Below are 14,740 nucleotides of genomic sequence, written 5' to 3' on the forward strand. Positions count from 1 at the left end.
GGCTCGTACCCACCTGTCCTGGCGGGAAGCCGCCAGGGCGTCTTCCCGCCAGGTCTCGTCAACTCGCCCGCAACACAAGCCCCCCGACACTCTTCCCAGCACCAGGGCCTGGCGCCGACGACGAGAGGGCACTCATGACCAGAGGACCAGCGAGACACGCGGCGGCGCTGCTGTCAGCCGGGCTCGTGCTCGCCCTGCTGCCCATGGGGCGCGCGCAGGCCACGACGCAGGCCGGCACGCCGGCGTCCACCCGGGCCGCCTCCACCGCCCGCACCGTCACCCTTGTCACCGGCGACAAGGTGACCGTCACCGACCTCGGCGGCGGCAAGAAAACGGTCACCGTCCAGCGGCCCGAGGGGGCCACCGGCGCCGTGCGCACGCAGGTGGCGAACGGCGCCGTCACCGTCGTACCGGACGAGGCGCTGCCGTATCTGCGGGCGGGCACCCTCGACCGGCGGCTGTTCGACGTGAGTGAGCTGATACGGCAGGGGCTCACCGACCGGCAGTCGGACGAGCTGCCGCTGATCGTGACGTACGACCGGACGGCGCGGGCAGTGACCCCGCGCGGGGCCGAGAAGGCGCGTGCGCTGCCGAGCATCCGGGGGATGGCCGTCGACGCGGACAAGGGGCGGACGTTCTGGCGGGCGATGACCCACCAGGAAGGGATCGGCAAGGTCTGGCTCGACGGGCGTGTCAAGGCCGACATGGCCGAGAGCAACGCGCAGATCGGCACACCGAAGGCCTGGGAGGCCGGGCTCACGGGCAAGGGCGTGACCGTCGCGGTCCTCGACACGGGCGTCGACATCACGCACCCCGATCTCGCCGGGCGGGTATCCGAGACCAAGAGCTTCATCGACGGGCAGGAAGTCGCCGACCGCAACGGCCACGGCACACACGTCACGTCGACCGTCGGCGGCAGCGGTGCCGCCTCCGACGGCAAGGAGCGGGGTGTCGCGCCCGGCGCCACGCTCGCCGTCGGCAAGGTGCTCAGCGACCAGGGCTCGGGCAGCGAGTCGCAGATCATCGCCGGCATGGAGTGGGCCGCGCGCGAGGTGCACGCCGAGGTGATCTCCATGAGCCTCGGCTCCACCGAGGCCGGCGACGGCACCGATCCCATGGCCGAGGCCGTCAACACGCTCTCCCAGGAGACCGGCGCCCTCTTCGTCATCGCCGCAGGCAACACCGGCGCCCCCTCCTCCATCGGCTCGCCCGGCGCCGCCGACTCCGCGCTGACCGTCGGCGCCGTGGACGCCGCCGACCAGGCCGCCTACTTCACCAGCGCCGGGCCGCGCTACGGCGACAACGCCCTCAAGCCCGACCTCTGCGCCCCCGGGGTCGACATCCTCGCCGCCCGCTCGGGGCTCGTCGACGGCAGCGGCTACTACACCTCCATGAGCGGTACGTCGATGGCGACCCCGCACGTCGCGGGCGTGGCCGCGCTGCTCGCCGAGAAGCACCCCGCCTGGACCGGCGCCCAGCTCAAGAACGCGCTGATGTCCACGTCGAAGGAACTCGACGCGTCCGCCTATGTGCTGGGCTCGGGCCGGGTGAGCGTGCCGGACGCGATCGACGCGCAGGTCACCGCGACGGGCAGCGCGGACCTCGGCTTCTACAGCTGGCCCTACGAGGACAACAAGCCCGTCACCAGGACCGTGACCTACACCAACTCCTCCGATACGGCTGTCGGGTTGACCCTCGATGTACGGGGTGCCGTCGACGGTGTCGCGACCCTCGCCGACTCCACGCTCACCGTGCCCGCGCACAGCACCGCGTCCACGACGGTGACGGGCGACGGCTCGAAGGCGCCCGTGGGCAACACCTCCGGGCAGATCGTCGCGTCCGTGGCCGGCACCCCTGTCGCGCACACCGCGTTCGGGCTGGTCAAGGAGGAGGAGCGGTACACGCTCACCGTGCACGTCAAGGACCGGGACGGCGAACCGACCGCCGCCGACCTCGTGGTGCAGCAGCTCGCGGAGGGTGTCGACCCCTACCCTGCCGCCGTCGGTGACTCCGGCACCCTGAAGCTCCGGCTCAGGCCGGGGACGTACAGCCTCACCTCCTTCCTCGACGTGCGCGGCGGCCACGGAGCGGACTCGCTCGGCCTCGGCTTCCTCGCGGCGCCCGAGATCAGCCTCGACCGCGACCGTGAAGTCGCCCTGGACGGACGCCAGTTGAAGGAGATCAGGGCGAAGGTCGACCGGCGGACCGAGACGCGGCAGCTGCTCATGGAGTACGACCGCAGCGCGGGCGGCACCGATCTGTTCGGCGCGGTCCAGGTGCCGGTCACGTACGACAGTGTCTTCGCCGCGCCGACCGAGAAGGTCACCAAGGGCGGCTTCGAGTACCGGACGGTGTGGCGGCTCGGCAAGCCGTTGCTGGAGGTCAAGGGCATCGCAGAGGCGGTCGTCCAGCCGGGCGGCACGCTGATCGAGGGCCCCAGCAGGCTGCCGCTGGTCGACGTGGGGACCGGGCCGTTCACCGGCGTGCGCGGCAAGGCCGTTCTCGCGCGGCTCACCGACGGCACCGAACCCGCCGCGCTCGCCCAGGCCGCCCAGGACGCGGGCGCCAAGGCCCTGTTCGTGACCGACGACACGCCCGGACGCCTCAACGCCTGGTTCGGTACCGACGACGACGCGGACCGGCCGTTGCAGATCGCCACGGTCGACGCGGCGGACGCGGCACGGCTCCGGGCGGCCGGGCGCGTCGACATGACCGGAACGCGTAACACGCCGTACGTGTACGACCTCTCGCAGGGCCATCGGGGCGCCATCCCGCGCGGGGACCTCACGTACCAGCCCGACAGCCATGAACTCGCCGTACTGGACACCAGGTTCCAGGCCGTGAAGCCGGTCTCGGGCGGCGAGTTCCGGTACTCGATCGCCGACTCCTTCCCCATCGGGATCGGGTTCCAGGAGCGGATCGACTACCCGGCCGAGCGGACCGACTACGTCTCCACCGGCGCCGGACAGTCGTGGATGGAGTCCGTGAACGTCGGGGCGGGCGCGCTGGAGGAACGCAGCGGACTGGTCCGGTACCGCGGGGGCACGCACCCGACGCTCAACTGGTTCAAGCCTGTCTGGCACCCGTGGCTCGGCACCGGACTCGGCTGGGGCCAGCAGCGCGCGGGCAACCAGATCCAGTTCAACACGCCCGGCTGGGGCGACTCAGGGCCCGACCACACCGGCTTCGGCGACGTGTGGAGCGACGACACCGGGATGACCCAGTTCACGGAGGTCTACCAGGACGGTTCGCTGGTCGACCGGCGGAAGAGTTCCGGCGCGTACGTCTGGGACGCGCCCGCGGACGAGCACAGCTACAAGGTCGTCACCGACACGACGCTGGACGCGGACCGCTGGGAGCTGTCCACCAAGGGTCACTCCGAGTGGACCGTCAGGTCGGCGGCCACCCCGGACGACCGGTGGACCTTCCTGCCGCTCCTCAACCTCGGCTACGACCTCGACACCGACCTCGCGGGCGATGTGCGCGGGGGCAGCCGGGTGCCGGTGGCGATCCACGCCGAGTACGTGAAGGGCGCGCCGGACACCGGGACCATTGGAGGAGGGCGGCTGGAGGTGTCGTACGACGACGGGAAGACGTGGAGGGCGGTGCCGCTTACCGGTGAACGGGCCTCCTGGAACGGGACGTTGACCGTGCCGAGCGATGCCGGGTTCATCGCGCTGCGGGCCTCCGCGAGGGACGACCGGGGCGGTTCGGTGAGTCAGGAGATCACCCGGGCGGTGGGCGTGCGGTAACCCCGCCCCTTGTGCGGGCGGCGCCGGCTCACCTTGGGAGGGGAGAGCCGGCGCCGCCATCTGTTCACTTCCCGGGGTTCTCGCTCTCCACGATGCCCCGGATCACGCCCAGCTCCAGCAGGTCCTGGGGGCGAATACGGAGCTGATCGGCCGTTTTGTGTGCCTCCTCCGGGGAGCGCTTGAGGATGGCGGCCGCGAGCTCCGGCGCGATGACCGAGAAGTAACTGTCCGGCGTGGCCCAGGTGTTGCCGGGCGCGGCGAGCGCGAGCGCGCCGCCCGAGCCACCCTCACCGATCAGCAGCGTGGTGACCGGCGTACGGGCGGTGGCCACCGCGGCGAACAGGTCCGCGATGGCGGCACCCGCCCCCTGCCGCTCCGCCTCCGCGTCGTTCGCGGCACCAGGGGTGTCCACCAACGTCAGCACCGGGAGGCCGAGCCGGCCGGCCAGGCGGATCAGCCGGGCGGCGGTGCGGTACCCGGCCGGTCGGGTCGCGGTCCCGCACTGGGCGGCGTACGCGACAGCCCGCCCGTCGCGCGCACGGCCGAAACCGCACAGCACGCCGTCGTCGGTACCTCCGCCGCAACGATCACCGCTGATCGTGACTCGTCGCGTGAAGTACGCGTCCAAGTAGGCGGGGGCGCGTGGCCGTTCGGGGGCGCGGGCGCGTTGGACCGCGTCCCAGCCGGTGGCGGGGAGGCCGGGGGGTCCTGGGGCGGCGGGGGGCGGAGGGGCGGGGGCGGGCTTGGGTTCGGCTTCGGGGTGGGCGTCGGCTTCGGTCTCGGCGCCGGGCTCGGGGTCGGCTTCGGGGTCGGTCTCGGCGTCGAGCTCGGCTCGGGGCTCTGTCTCGGCTCCGGTCTCGGTTTCGGGCTTGGCGTCGGCCTCGGGCTCGGCTTCGGGCTTGATCTCGGCCTCGGGCTTGGCTCCGGGCTTGGTCTCGGCTTCGGGCTTGGCGTCGGCTTTGGGCCTGGTGTCGGCCGAGGGCTCAGTGAGCAGCTCCAGCCACAGCGCGAGCGTCTCCCGCAGATCCTCCGGTCGTACGACGGCGTCCACCGACCCCGCCGCCAGCTGGGCCTCGGCTGTGTACGCCGCCGGGTCCGCGTCGGACGGGCGGACCCGGGAGCCCGCGAAGCCCACCTGGGCGCCCGGCAGGGCGAGCGTCACGTCGGCGCCCGCGCCCAGCGTCGCCCAGCCGCCGCCCGTCGTCGGGTCCCGCGCCACCGCGATCTGGGCGAGCCCCGCCTCCCGTGTGAGCGCCGACTGCCGGGCCACCCGCTGGAGTTGGGTGAGGGCGAGCATGCCCTCCTGCATCCGGCTGCCGCCCGTCGCGACGAGTGAGACGACGGGCAGCCGGTGCTCGCGGGCGTGGACGTACGCCGCCTCCAGGCGATCGCCGGTGCGCTCGCCGAGCGAGCCGCCGAGGAAGCCGAACTCGAAGGCGATCAGTACGGCGGGGGTGGTGCCCAGGGTCGCGGTGCCGCAGACGACGGACTCCTCCTCGCCGGTGCGGGCGGCGGCGCGGGCCCGCGAGTCGTCGTAACCCTGCCATGCCAGTGGCCCGTCGGCCCTGAACTCGCCTTCTGGAGCGCCGAGTTCGAGAAAGCCGCCGTCGCCCGTGACCAGGGCGATCGCCTCGCGGGCCGAGAAGCGCTCAGTCATGCTTCAGCGCCCGCTTGAGGATCTTGCCCATGTCGTTGCGCGGCAGGGACTCCAGGAATCGTACGGCGCGCGGCCGTTTGTGCGGGGCGAGACGGCGGGCCACGTGGTCGGCCAACTCATCGACGAGAGGAGGAGTTTGGGGATCGGCGGGCACGATCCAGGCGACGATGCGCTCGCCCAGGTCCGCGTCGGGCTCCCCGGTGACGGCGGCCTCCCGGACCCCCGGGTGCTCGAGGAGCGCGTTCTCGATCTCGCCCGCGCCGATCTTGTAGCCGCCGCTCTTGATCAGGTCGGTGGCCTTGCGGCCGACGATGCGGACGCAGCCGTCCGTGTCGAGGACCGCCATGTCACCGGTGCGGAACCAGCCGTCCTCGGTGTATGCGGCGGCGGTGGCGTCGGGCCGGTTCAGATACTCGGTGAAGAGGTTCGGCCCGCGCACCTGGATCTCGCCGACGCTCTCGCCGTCGTACGCGCCGGTGGGGGTGCCGTCGCTGTCGTACGCGGCGATCGTCGTCCCGTCCTCCTCGACGAGCCGCAGGTCGACGCCGGGCAGCGGCACTCCGACGGTCCCGGGCCGGGGCTCCCCGTCCGCCCGGACACTGGTGTTCATGAGGGTCTCCGTCATGCCGTACCGCTCGACAACCGTGCGTCCGGTCGCGGCCGTGATCCGCTCGTGGTCGTGCACGGGCAGCGCGGCGGAACCCGACACGAGCAGCCGCGCCCGGCCGAGCGCCTTCGCCAGCTCCGGGTCCTCGCCGAGCGCCTCGGCGAGCCGGTGGTACATCGTCGGCACCCCGAACAGCATCGTCGCCCCGTGATTCAGCTCCCGCGCCACGCCCTCCGCGCTGAACCGCCCCAGATGCCGTACGGATCCGCCGCGCCGCAGCGGGCCCAGAACGCCCAGGATCAGCCCGTGCACATGGAACAGCGGCAGCCCGTGCACGAGCACGTCGTCGCCCGTCCACCGCCAGGCGTCGGCCAGCGCGTCCAGCGTCGAGGCGATGGCCCGGCGCGGGATGACGGCGCCCTTGGGCGGGCCGGTGGTGCCGGAGGTGTAGACGATGAGGGCGGGGGCGGAGGGGTCGGCCTCAGCGGCCTCAGCGGTTGCCGTGGTATCCGCTTCCGCGGGTACAACTGCTCCTTCGGAGCCGTACACCTCGACGTCGACCCGTGCCAAGTCCGTGAGTCCTGCGGGAAGTTCGTCACCCGTCCCGGCCAGCACCACTGACGGCGAACTGTCGGACAGGATGTGCCCCAGCTCACCCTCCCCCGACTTCGGGTTGAGCGGCACGGCCGGCACCCCGGCGAGCAGCGCGGCGACCACGCCGACGGCCGTCTCGAGGGTCGGCGTCGCCCACACGGCGACCCTCCCCGCCCCCTCGAGCCGCGCGGCCAGCTCACCCGCCGAGGCGGCGAGCTGCGCGTACGTCAGGGACCGATCACCGAAGCGCAGCGCGGACCGCTCCGCGACCGAGCCGCCCACCAGGGCCGGAAAGAGGGAGGACACGTGTACTCCTTGCCAGTAAGGACCTTCTGCCTGTGACAGTCAGAACCGTTCCTACACGATGACGCTCCCGCAGTGGGTGGTGGACGTGGTCGTCCGGGTGGGTGCGGTGTTCCCACGGGAGACCTCGCCACAGCGACTGGCCCCGTGCCGCACCGGCCTGCACACGGTCTTTCCGAAGCCATCGAGAAAGCGTCGACGGCCCGGCAACGATCGTTCTTGAAGCGGGAACGATCGTTCGGAAACCATGGCGCGAGCCGATCCGGACACGTAGTCTCGGCCAACAGCGAGAACTTGATGAGTCAACTGCCGGGAGACCTTTGGTGAGTGAGTCCCCGACGCCTCTTCCCGAGACACTCGCACGCCTCGACGCGCAGATCGACGAGAAGAGCCTGGATCGAGCCGCGGTCCTCGACACGCGTGACCTGTCGGGCCGGACCGCCCTGCCCGAGGGGGAGGTCCTGGCCCTGCTCGCCGGCGAGGCGGCGCGCGAGGACAAGGTGGACGACCGGATCCGGGGGCGTGTGCGCGCACTGTACGAGGCGCATCTCGCCGAGAGCGGGCGCAGGCCCGCCGATGTGTGCCGGGAGGTCGCCGCCCACCTCGGGATCAGCGACAAGTGGGCCCGCTCCCTCCTCAACGGCGACAAGATGCCCAACGTGCCGGACCTCACCCGGCTAGCCGAGTTCTTCCGCATCGACCAGGGCACCAAGTTCTTCACCGACCCGGCCGCCGTCGCCCTGAACACAGCACTCCAGCGCACCCTCCGGGAACTCGAGGGCACCTTGGAGGACGGCCCGCTGCTGAAGTTCACCACCCGGCACGGAGTCGTCACCCTCGCCCTGCGCGGCAAGCGGCTCACCCCGCGCAAGCAGGAGGCGCTCGCGTTCATGCTCGAATCCCTGCTGAGTGGCGAGGAGGCGGAACGATGAGGCCGGCCGGCGGCATCAGGAAGCTCGCGGCGGCGCTGCGCCCACACAGGTCCGGCTCCGAGATGCGTGCCCTCGCCGTGGAGCTCAGCCGCGTCCTGCGCAAGAAGGTCGGCACCCCGGTCGACGTGAAGGAGTTGGCGGGGGCCCTGTGCGAGGAGATGAGCAGACGCCGCGGCGGGCGTCCCGTCCAGCTCCGCTTCGAGCGCTTCCCGGACGAGATAGAAGTGACCGGCCTGTGGATGGAGTTCCACGACTTCGACCTCGTCATCGTCGAGGAGCGCGCCGAAACGGTGCAGCAACTCGTCATCCTCGGCCATGAGTTGTGGCACATGAAGGAAGGGCACCGCGACCACCACATCGACGGCGCGGCGGCCGCCGCGCGTGCCCTGTCGGACCGCCCCGACTGGCGCACCCCCGACCGGCACGCCGCTCACTGGCAGGAGATCGCCCTCACCGTCGCCGCCCGCAACGGATCACACGAAGCCGACGAGGCGGAGGCCGAGGACTTCGGCCTGCATCTCGCCAGCGTGTTCCGCTCGTGGGTGACCCGCCCCCGTACGCCGGGGCCCGCCGACCCCGTGGGCCGGGCCATCCAGGCGGCCCTGGGCTATCGCGGACCCCAGGACTGAACGGCGATGAGTCCTTCCCGCTTCTTCGACGGCCTCTACATCTCCTTCTGGATACCGGCGGCGGTGCTGACCGCCGCCCTGGCGATCAAAGTGCCCAGCATCATCAAGCTCTGGAAGGATCCGCTGCTCCGGGCCGTCGGCGGCCTGCTCGTCCTCGCCTGCGCCGTCTTTGTCTTCGCGGCCCCGCCGACCATCGCCTGGACCAACCGCGTCACCGGCGTACCGAACATCTCGGCGCCGCTGGTCTACAGCCTCATCACCGCGTTCTGCGGTTCCTGCCTGCTGCTGATCACCGCCTGGCGCAACGGCATCTCCGAGCGCTCACGGACGACGCGCCGCGCCACGCGGTGGGTGGTGAGCGTCTACTCGGGCGTGATCGTCGCGCTGTGGGTGCTGTTCGCGCTCGCCCACGCGCGTGTCGAGCGGGTGCGGGACCTCGACACGTACTACGCCACCACCGCCTTCATGCGCGAAGAGATCGTGCTCTACCTTCTCGCGCACACCGTCGCCTGTCTGATCACGTACCGGCTGATCCGGAACTGGATCCGCACCGACGGACTCGACGTATGGCTGCGCGGCGGGCTGCTGTGCCTGGGCGTCGGCTACGCGATGAATCTGATCTACGACAGCTCGAAGCTCACGGCCGTCTTCGCCCGCTGGACCGGGCACGACCTGGACTGGCTGAGTACGGCCCTGTCGCCGCCCGTCGCCTGTCTCTCCGCGATCCTGATCGCGGTGGGATTCATCCTGCCGCACGCCGGCCAGTATCTGCACCGCCGCGCCCGCACCCGGCTCAGCCACTGGCGACTGCGGCCCCTTTACCTGGTGACCCGCACCGTCACCGGCGGCCACGTCCCCTTCAAACTGAGGGCCACCCCCGAACTGCGCCTCACGCGCCGCGAGACGTTCATCCGGGACGCGCTGCTCCATCTGTCCCGGTACATCGACGAGGATCTGGACCGACGGGCGTACGACGCGGCGGTGAGCCTCGGGCGGGACGCGGGCCGGGCGCGGCAGCTCGCCCACGCCGTGACGATCCAGGACGCCATCGACACCAAGCGACGATCCCTGTCCTCGCAGGACGCCACTGCCGCCCTGCGCGACCCGGACATAGAACGCCTGCTGGAGGGGATCGAGGCCCTGTCCCTGGCCCTCCGCCACACCGACGACATCAGGGCGGTCCGCGAGCGCGCGGCCGCCGCAGCAGAGAGCGTGCCCGCCCCATGACTGCCAGCCCCCCGAACGACAGCCCCTCGAGCGAGGGCCCCTCGAGCGACCGCCCCCTGAGATCCGCCGTCGTCCTCGGCGGCAGCCTCGCCGGCCTGCTCGCGGCCCGCGCACTGGTGGAGTTCGCGGACGTCGTCACCGTCGTCGAGCGCGATGTGCTGCCCGACGGGCCCGAGCGCCGCAGGAACCTGCCGCAGGCCCAGCACGTCCACCTGCTGTGGTCCGGCGGCGCCCGGGCGATCGAGGAACTCGTCCCGGGCGTCACCGGGATGCTCGCCGAGGCGGGGGCGCACCGGCTGCCGTTGCCGACGGACATGGTCGCGCTGTCGCCCCAGGGCTGGTTCCGCCGCTGGGACGAGTCGCACCACATGATCCTCTGCAGCCGTGACCTCCTCGACGCGACCGTCCGCGCCCGGGTCCTCGACGACGACCGGATCAAGCTCGTCGAGCGCGCCGAGGCACTCGGCCTCGAGGGCACCGCCGCCGCCGTCACCGGAGTTCGCGTCCGCGGCCACGACGACGCGGAGCGCACGCTGCCCGCCGATCTGGTCGTCGACGCCACCGGGCGCGCCTCCCGCGCACCTCGGTGGCTCACCGCGCTCGGGCTTCCCGAACCGGAGGAGAGGCAGGTCAACTCCGGTCTCGCATACGCCAGCCGGATCTTCCGGGCTCCCGAGAACGCGCGGCACGGCTTCCCCGTACTCAATGTGCAGGCCGCCCCGCGCGACGGGCGGCCCGGCCGGGCGGGCGTCCTGCTGCCCATCGAGGACGGCCGGTGGCTGGTCACCCTGTCCGGCACCCGGGGCGGTGAACCCACCGCCGAGGATGCGGACTTCGAGCGGTTCGCCTTCGAGGAGCTGCGCCATCCCGTCATCGGCGAGTTCATCGCGGGCGCCGAGCCGCTGAGCGGTGTGGCGTTCACCCGGACCACCGCCAACCGCCGTCACTACTACGAGCGTTCACGGCACTGGCCCGACGGCTTCCTCGTCATCGGCGACGCGCTCGCCGCGTACAACCCGATCTACGGGCACGGCATGTCGGTCGCGGCCCAGAGCGCCGTCGCCCTGCGCGACGTGATCCGCCGCCGGGGCTGGGGCACGCCCCGGCTCGCCCGCGCCCTCCAGAAGGCGGTGGCCCGGCCGGTCAACGCGGCCTGGGACCTCGCCACCGGCCAGGACGTCTTCTACTCGGGCGCGACGCGGACCGGCCCCACTCTCCGGGACAGGATCCTGGCCTCATACGTCGACCGGCTCCTGTACACCGCCACCGGCAACGGCCGTGTCGCGCGCCGCTTCACCGACGTGTCCTCCCTCGAACGCGGCGCCCACATACTCCTCGCCCCCAGCGTGCTCCTCGCCGCCGCGGCCGGCCCGCTCAAGCCGCGCCTCACCGGCCCGCCACTGACGGACGAGGAGTGGAAGGCGGCAGGCGGCGGCTCCCACTGACCCGGAACCCGGTGCCGGTCGCCACGACGTCCGCGACCACACAGCTCATGGTGAAGGTCAATATGGGCTTGCCCAGATGGCGAGGACGGTTGTTAGCCTGCGGCGGGATCGCCCCGAGATGTCGTACGAGATGTCGTACGAGGAGTCGTACGCGGAAGTCGTACGAGGATGGAGTCCGCCGTGGCCCGCACAGCCGCACGCGCTCGTGTCGCGCTCGTCACCTACGACCCCGGGGAGGAGCCCAGCGCGGACCGGGATCTGCCCGTGCTGGGGGCGGCCCTTGAGGCGGCCGGGGTGGAGGCCGTCGTCGTGCACTGGGATGATCCGGTGGTCGACTGGCGGGCCTTCGATCTCGCGCTGATCCGGTCGACCTGGGACTACAGCTGGCGGGTGGCGGAGTTCGTGGGGTGGGCCGAGCGGTGCGGGCGGCTGACGCGGCTCGCCAATCCGGCGGCAGTCGTACGGTGGAACACGGACAAGCGGTATGTCGGGGATCTCGCGGTGGCGGGGGTTCCGGTCGTGCCGACCCGGTATGTCGCGCCGGGGGAGGCCGCCGACCTTCCGGACGATCACGAGTTCGTCGTGAAGCCCACGTCGGGCGCGGGCGCGCGGCTCGCCGCCCGCTACACGCCCGACGAGCGGGAGACGGCCGTACGGCAGCTCGCGCGTCTGCACGAGGCGGGCTTGACCGCCATGGTCCAGCCCTATCTGACCAGCGTCGACACCTCCGGCGAGCGCGCCCTTCAGTTCTTCGGCGGGCGCTTCCTGCACGCCAGCCGCAAGGGCGCCGTGCTCGAGCCGGGGGCGGCGTACGACGCGGACAGGGTCCCGCATCCACGGCTGGAGCCCTGGAAGCCGAGCCCCGCCGAACTCGCCGTCGCCGAACGCGCGTTGGCGGCCGTACCGGACGCTCCCGAGCTGCTCTACGCCCGCGTCGACCTCGTCGACGGCGACGACGGCGAGCCCCGGGTGATGGAGCTGGAACTGGTCGAGCCGAATCTGTTTCTCTGGCTGCATCCGGAGTCGGTGCCCGTGGTCGTGGAGGCGATCGTCAAGGCTGCTGCCCTTTGACGGCCACCCGTTGCAGCAGTCCCCAGGTGAACTCCGCCGCGCACTCGCGGCGTACGCCCGACGCGTCCGGGGCCGTGAAGGCCAGGCCCCAGCGGGTGGGGGCGGTGCCCTCCAGGGGGCGGGCGGGAGCGAAGGCGCGGGCGGCCTCGTCGACCGTGCAGGACCAGGGGTGCAGGTCGTCCAGCGTGTCCAGGCGCGGGGCGGGCGTGCCCGGTGCGCGGACCAGCCACTCGTTCCAGGCGACGCCGCCTGGGGCGACGAGTACCTCGAAGCGGAGGTCGGGCCAGAGGGGGACCGGCCAGAGCAGGGCCTCGCAGGCGAGATCGCCGATCTGGCGGGCGGTGACGGACTCCGGAGTGCCGAGGATCGAGCGGTAGCGGGAGACCGCGGCGCGGGAGCGCGGGGCGTGCAGCATCCCCTGCCAGCGGCGGTTGGCCTCACGCATGTCGGCGATGGAGACGCCCAGTTGACGGCGGGCGTCCTCGACGAGGTCAGGGTTGTGGTCGGCCATGCGGCGCAGCAGGACCAGCTGGAAGTCGAGGGGGGTGAAGGGGGTGGTGGGGCGTTTGGCCGGCATGGGGTCCATGGTCGCGTACGGGCTCGGCGCCCGGGCGGCGGCCGTCCGGGAGGAACAGGACCGAGTTGACGTAGCGGGGCCCGTGCGGCGGCAGCACCCGGCGCAGCAGGCCCTGGGAGACGACGTACGACGTCTGGGACTGGTGGGCCTCCAGGGGGAACGAGGCAAGGGGCAGCCAGCTCTTGCCGGGCAGGACCCAACCCGTGTAGCCCTGCTCGGCGAGGTGCTCGACGACCGGGGCGATGGGCTGGATACGGGACTCCAGTTCGATGAAGAGGGCCGGGCGGTCGCGGGCCAGCAGGGACCGTGCGCCGCGCAGCACGGCCAGCTCGTTGCCATCCACATCGATCTTGATGAAGCCGACGTCGCGAAGGTCCAGGCTGTCGAGGGTCAGACAGGGCACCTCCAGCGCGCGGGCGTGGATGTCCCTGCGGACGAGCGAGGACACACCCCGGTCGCCCGCGTCGTCCGGGGGCAGCCACAGCCGGGCCGTGCCCCGGTGGTCGGAGGCGGCGGCCCTGATCACGCGGACGTTGGACGGGGTGGCGGAGGACAGCAGACGGGCCAGATGGGGGACCGGTTCGACGGTCACGACGTGGTCGGCGCGGGCGGACAGGCGGCGCGTCCAGGGCCCGTACCAGCCGCCGACATCCACCGCCGTGCCGCAGCCGGGCGGGCAGAGGTCGCAGAGCCGGGCCAGCTCGGGTTCGAAGCGCGGGTAGACGAGCCGGGCGGCGGCGGCGACCAGGCGGGTGGGCAGATAGGGGGCGAGACGGGCGGCCAAGGTCTTGGTGGGGGCGCTGATCATGGTGCCATCCGTTTGAGGAGTTCCTCGTGTTCGTCCTCGGTCACCTGCTCCCCGGAGGACGGCAGCAGCTGCGGGATACCGTCGACGACGGGGTAGCGGCGGTGCAGACGCGGGTTGTAGAGGGCCTCTTCCGACGCCAGGGACTCGTCCGGTGCGAGCAGATGCAGCGGGCCCTTGTCGAGCGGGCAGGCCAGGATCTTCAGCAGCGGGTCGTCGGGGTTCATGGGGGTGTCAGCTCCTTGGCACCGATGGGGGGTTGAGGTGCTTCGTCGTGCTTGGGCATGGCCAGCAGGACGGACACCGCGAGGGCGGTGCCCGCAAGGCGCAGGCCGAGCCGTACCGGTTCGTGCGGCAGCGCCTCGCCGAACGCGAGCGTGCCGAGCACCGCCGTGAACAGGCAGGTCACCGTCGTACAGACCGGCACGATCAGCGAGGCCCGGCAGCGTTGCAGCGCCGCCTGCGACATGACCAGGCCGAACGCTCCGGTGAAGAGCAGGAGATAGGGGTACGGGGAGCGGAGCAGGGCGACGACCGCGCCGCCCAGGTCACTTGTGGTCAGATAACTCGACACGCCCTTGATGGCGAGCGAGCTCACCCCGTACAGCAGGCCCACCGCCACGCCGTATTCGACACCCGTCGTCGGCATGCGGTGCCGGTGCCGGGAGCGGCGTTCGGCGGCCGAGTACAGCCACACTCCCAGCGAGAGCGACGGCAGGCAGACGGTGAGGATCAGCGGCGCGGGGGCGCTGCGGCTGACGGTGTCGGAACCCTGGCGCAGCGACAGGACGACCATCAGCAGGGCGGCGAGGATCGCGCCGAGGGCGTAGCGCTCACGGCCCGTGGTCTCCTCGCCGAGCAGCCGGGAGGAGAGCAGCACCAGCAGGACGAGCCCGGAGACGAAGATGCCCTGGGCCGCGGCGATCGGAAGCGTGCGGTAGACGGCGAGCTGGGCGCCGAAGCCGGAGGCCAGGGCCAGTGAGCCGCCGATCCACAGGGGGCTGCCGAGGACCAGGCGCAGCAGCCGGGCGGGGCGGCGGATGTCGACCTCGGGCAGGGCCGCCAACGCGCGTTTCTCCAGGACGAATCCGGTGCTGTACAGGACGTTCGCCAGCAGAGCCGCGGTCACTCCCCACCACAT

General features: G+C 72.1%; 12 protein-coding genes. 6 read left to right on the forward strand and 6 right to left on the reverse strand.

Going from position 1 to position 14,740, the window contains the following annotated elements:
- Positions 1 to 134 precede the first annotated feature (134 nt).
- A complete protein-coding gene (locus AB0D27_RS08170) occupies positions 135 to 3,752 on the forward strand; it encodes a S8 family serine peptidase (RefSeq protein ID WP_362503758.1) in 3,618 nt (1,205 codons plus the stop codon).
- A 64-nt stretch (positions 3,753 to 3,816) separates the two neighbouring features.
- On the opposite strand, the gene AB0D27_RS08175 is transcribed toward AB0D27_RS08170, so the two are convergent.
- Together AB0D27_RS08175 and AB0D27_RS08180 are read right to left on the reverse strand one after the other, a co-directional pair.
- Positions 3,817 to 5,409 (reverse strand): carboxyl transferase domain-containing protein, encoded by a 1,593-nt coding sequence (locus AB0D27_RS08175; protein ID WP_362503760.1) that lies wholly within the window; start codon positions 5,407 to 5,409, stop codon positions 3,817 to 3,819.
- On the reverse strand, positions 5,402 to 6,916 hold the full coding sequence (locus tag AB0D27_RS08180; RefSeq protein ID WP_362503762.1) for an acyl-CoA synthetase: 1,515 nt from the start codon (positions 6,914 to 6,916) through the stop codon (positions 5,402 to 5,404). The genes AB0D27_RS08175 and AB0D27_RS08180 overlap by 8 nt, the downstream gene beginning before the upstream one ends.
- Positions 6,917 to 7,236: 320 nt before the next feature.
- Between AB0D27_RS08180 and AB0D27_RS08185 the strand changes: the two genes are divergently transcribed.
- The 5 genes from AB0D27_RS08185 to AB0D27_RS08205 all read left to right on the forward strand — a co-directional run bounded on the left by AB0D27_RS08185 (position 7,237) and on the right by AB0D27_RS08205 (position 12,217).
- Positions 7,237 to 7,845 (forward strand): transcriptional regulator, encoded by a 609-nt coding sequence (locus AB0D27_RS08185; protein WP_362503765.1) that lies wholly within the window; start codon positions 7,237 to 7,239, stop codon positions 7,843 to 7,845.
- Entirely contained in the window at positions 7,842 to 8,474 is a 633-nt protein-coding gene (locus tag AB0D27_RS08190) for a toxin-antitoxin system, toxin component (protein ID WP_362503768.1), read from the forward strand. Before AB0D27_RS08185 ends, AB0D27_RS08190 begins: the two co-directional genes overlap by 4 nt.
- 6 nt (positions 8,475 to 8,480) lie before the next feature.
- Positions 8,481 to 9,701 carry an MAB_1171c family putative transporter gene (locus tag AB0D27_RS08195; protein ID WP_362503770.1) on the forward strand — a complete coding sequence of 407 codons (1,221 nt, stop codon included), beginning with the start codon at positions 8,481 to 8,483 and terminating at the stop codon, positions 9,699 to 9,701.
- The gene (locus AB0D27_RS08200; protein ID WP_362503773.1) at positions 9,698 to 11,146 is read left to right on the forward strand and encodes a pyridine nucleotide-disulfide oxidoreductase; all 1,449 of its coding nucleotides are present in this window, start codon (positions 9,698 to 9,700) and stop codon (positions 11,144 to 11,146) included. Before AB0D27_RS08195 ends, AB0D27_RS08200 begins: the two co-directional genes overlap by 4 nt.
- Positions 11,147 to 11,314: 168 nt before the next feature.
- Entirely contained in the window at positions 11,315 to 12,217 is a 903-nt protein-coding gene (locus AB0D27_RS08205; protein ID WP_362503775.1) for a hypothetical protein, read from the forward strand.
- Here the strand turns inward: AB0D27_RS08205 and AB0D27_RS08210 are convergent.
- From AB0D27_RS08210 to AB0D27_RS08225, 4 genes are read right to left on the reverse strand one after another with little or no spacing between them, the layout of a single operon-like run.
- The gene (locus AB0D27_RS08210; protein WP_362503778.1) at positions 12,198 to 12,803 is read right to left on the reverse strand and encodes a hypothetical protein; all 606 of its coding nucleotides are present in this window, start codon (positions 12,801 to 12,803) and stop codon (positions 12,198 to 12,200) included. The two genes, AB0D27_RS08205 and AB0D27_RS08210, sit on opposite strands and share 20 nt — an antisense overlap.
- Positions 12,709 to 13,602 carry an FkbM family methyltransferase gene (locus AB0D27_RS08215; RefSeq protein ID WP_362503781.1) on the reverse strand — a complete coding sequence of 298 codons (894 nt, stop codon included), beginning with the start codon at positions 13,600 to 13,602 and terminating at the stop codon, positions 12,709 to 12,711. Before AB0D27_RS08215 ends, AB0D27_RS08210 begins: the two co-directional genes overlap by 95 nt.
- Positions 13,599 to 13,826 (reverse strand): Trm112 family protein, encoded by a 228-nt coding sequence (locus AB0D27_RS08220; RefSeq protein ID WP_362503784.1) that lies wholly within the window; start codon positions 13,824 to 13,826, stop codon positions 13,599 to 13,601. The genes AB0D27_RS08215 and AB0D27_RS08220 overlap by 4 nt, the downstream gene beginning before the upstream one ends.
- Entirely contained in the window at positions 13,823 to 14,728 is a 906-nt protein-coding gene (locus AB0D27_RS08225; RefSeq protein WP_362503887.1) for a hypothetical protein, read from the reverse strand. Before AB0D27_RS08225 ends, AB0D27_RS08220 begins: the two co-directional genes overlap by 4 nt.
- Positions 14,729 to 14,740: the final 12 nt, after the last annotated feature.

The sequence above is a fragment of the Streptomyces sp. NPDC048415 genome (assembly GCF_040651675.1).
In the GTDB taxonomy this organism is placed as follows: Bacteria; Actinomycetota; Actinomycetes; order Streptomycetales; family Streptomycetaceae; genus Streptomyces.

Bases quoted from the DNA above. Each gene is read 5' to 3' on its own strand.
- AB0D27_RS08195 (WP_362503770.1), top strand. From the start codon at position 8,481: ATGAGTCCTTCCCGCTTCTTCGACGGCCTCTACATCTCCTTCTGGATA.
- AB0D27_RS08205 (WP_362503775.1), top strand. From the start codon at position 11,315: ATGGAGTCCGCCGTGGCCCGCACAGCCGCACGCGCTCGTGTCGCGCTC.
- AB0D27_RS08200 (WP_362503773.1), top strand. From the start codon at position 9,698: ATGACTGCCAGCCCCCCGAACGACAGCCCCTCGAGCGAGGGCCCCTCG.
- AB0D27_RS08210 (WP_362503778.1), bottom strand. From the start codon at position 12,803: ATGGACCCCATGCCGGCCAAACGCCCCACCACCCCCTTCACCCCCCTC.
- AB0D27_RS08190 (WP_362503768.1), top strand. From the start codon at position 7,842: ATGAGGCCGGCCGGCGGCATCAGGAAGCTCGCGGCGGCGCTGCGCCCA.
- AB0D27_RS08215 (WP_362503781.1), bottom strand. From the start codon at position 13,602: ATGATCAGCGCCCCCACCAAGACCTTGGCCGCCCGTCTCGCCCCCTAT.
- AB0D27_RS08170 (WP_362503758.1), top strand. From the start codon at position 135: ATGACCAGAGGACCAGCGAGACACGCGGCGGCGCTGCTGTCAGCCGGG.
- AB0D27_RS08220 (WP_362503784.1), bottom strand. From the start codon at position 13,826: ATGAACCCCGACGACCCGCTGCTGAAGATCCTGGCCTGCCCGCTCGAC.
- AB0D27_RS08175 (WP_362503760.1), bottom strand. From the start codon at position 5,409: ATGACTGAGCGCTTCTCGGCCCGCGAGGCGATCGCCCTGGTCACGGGC.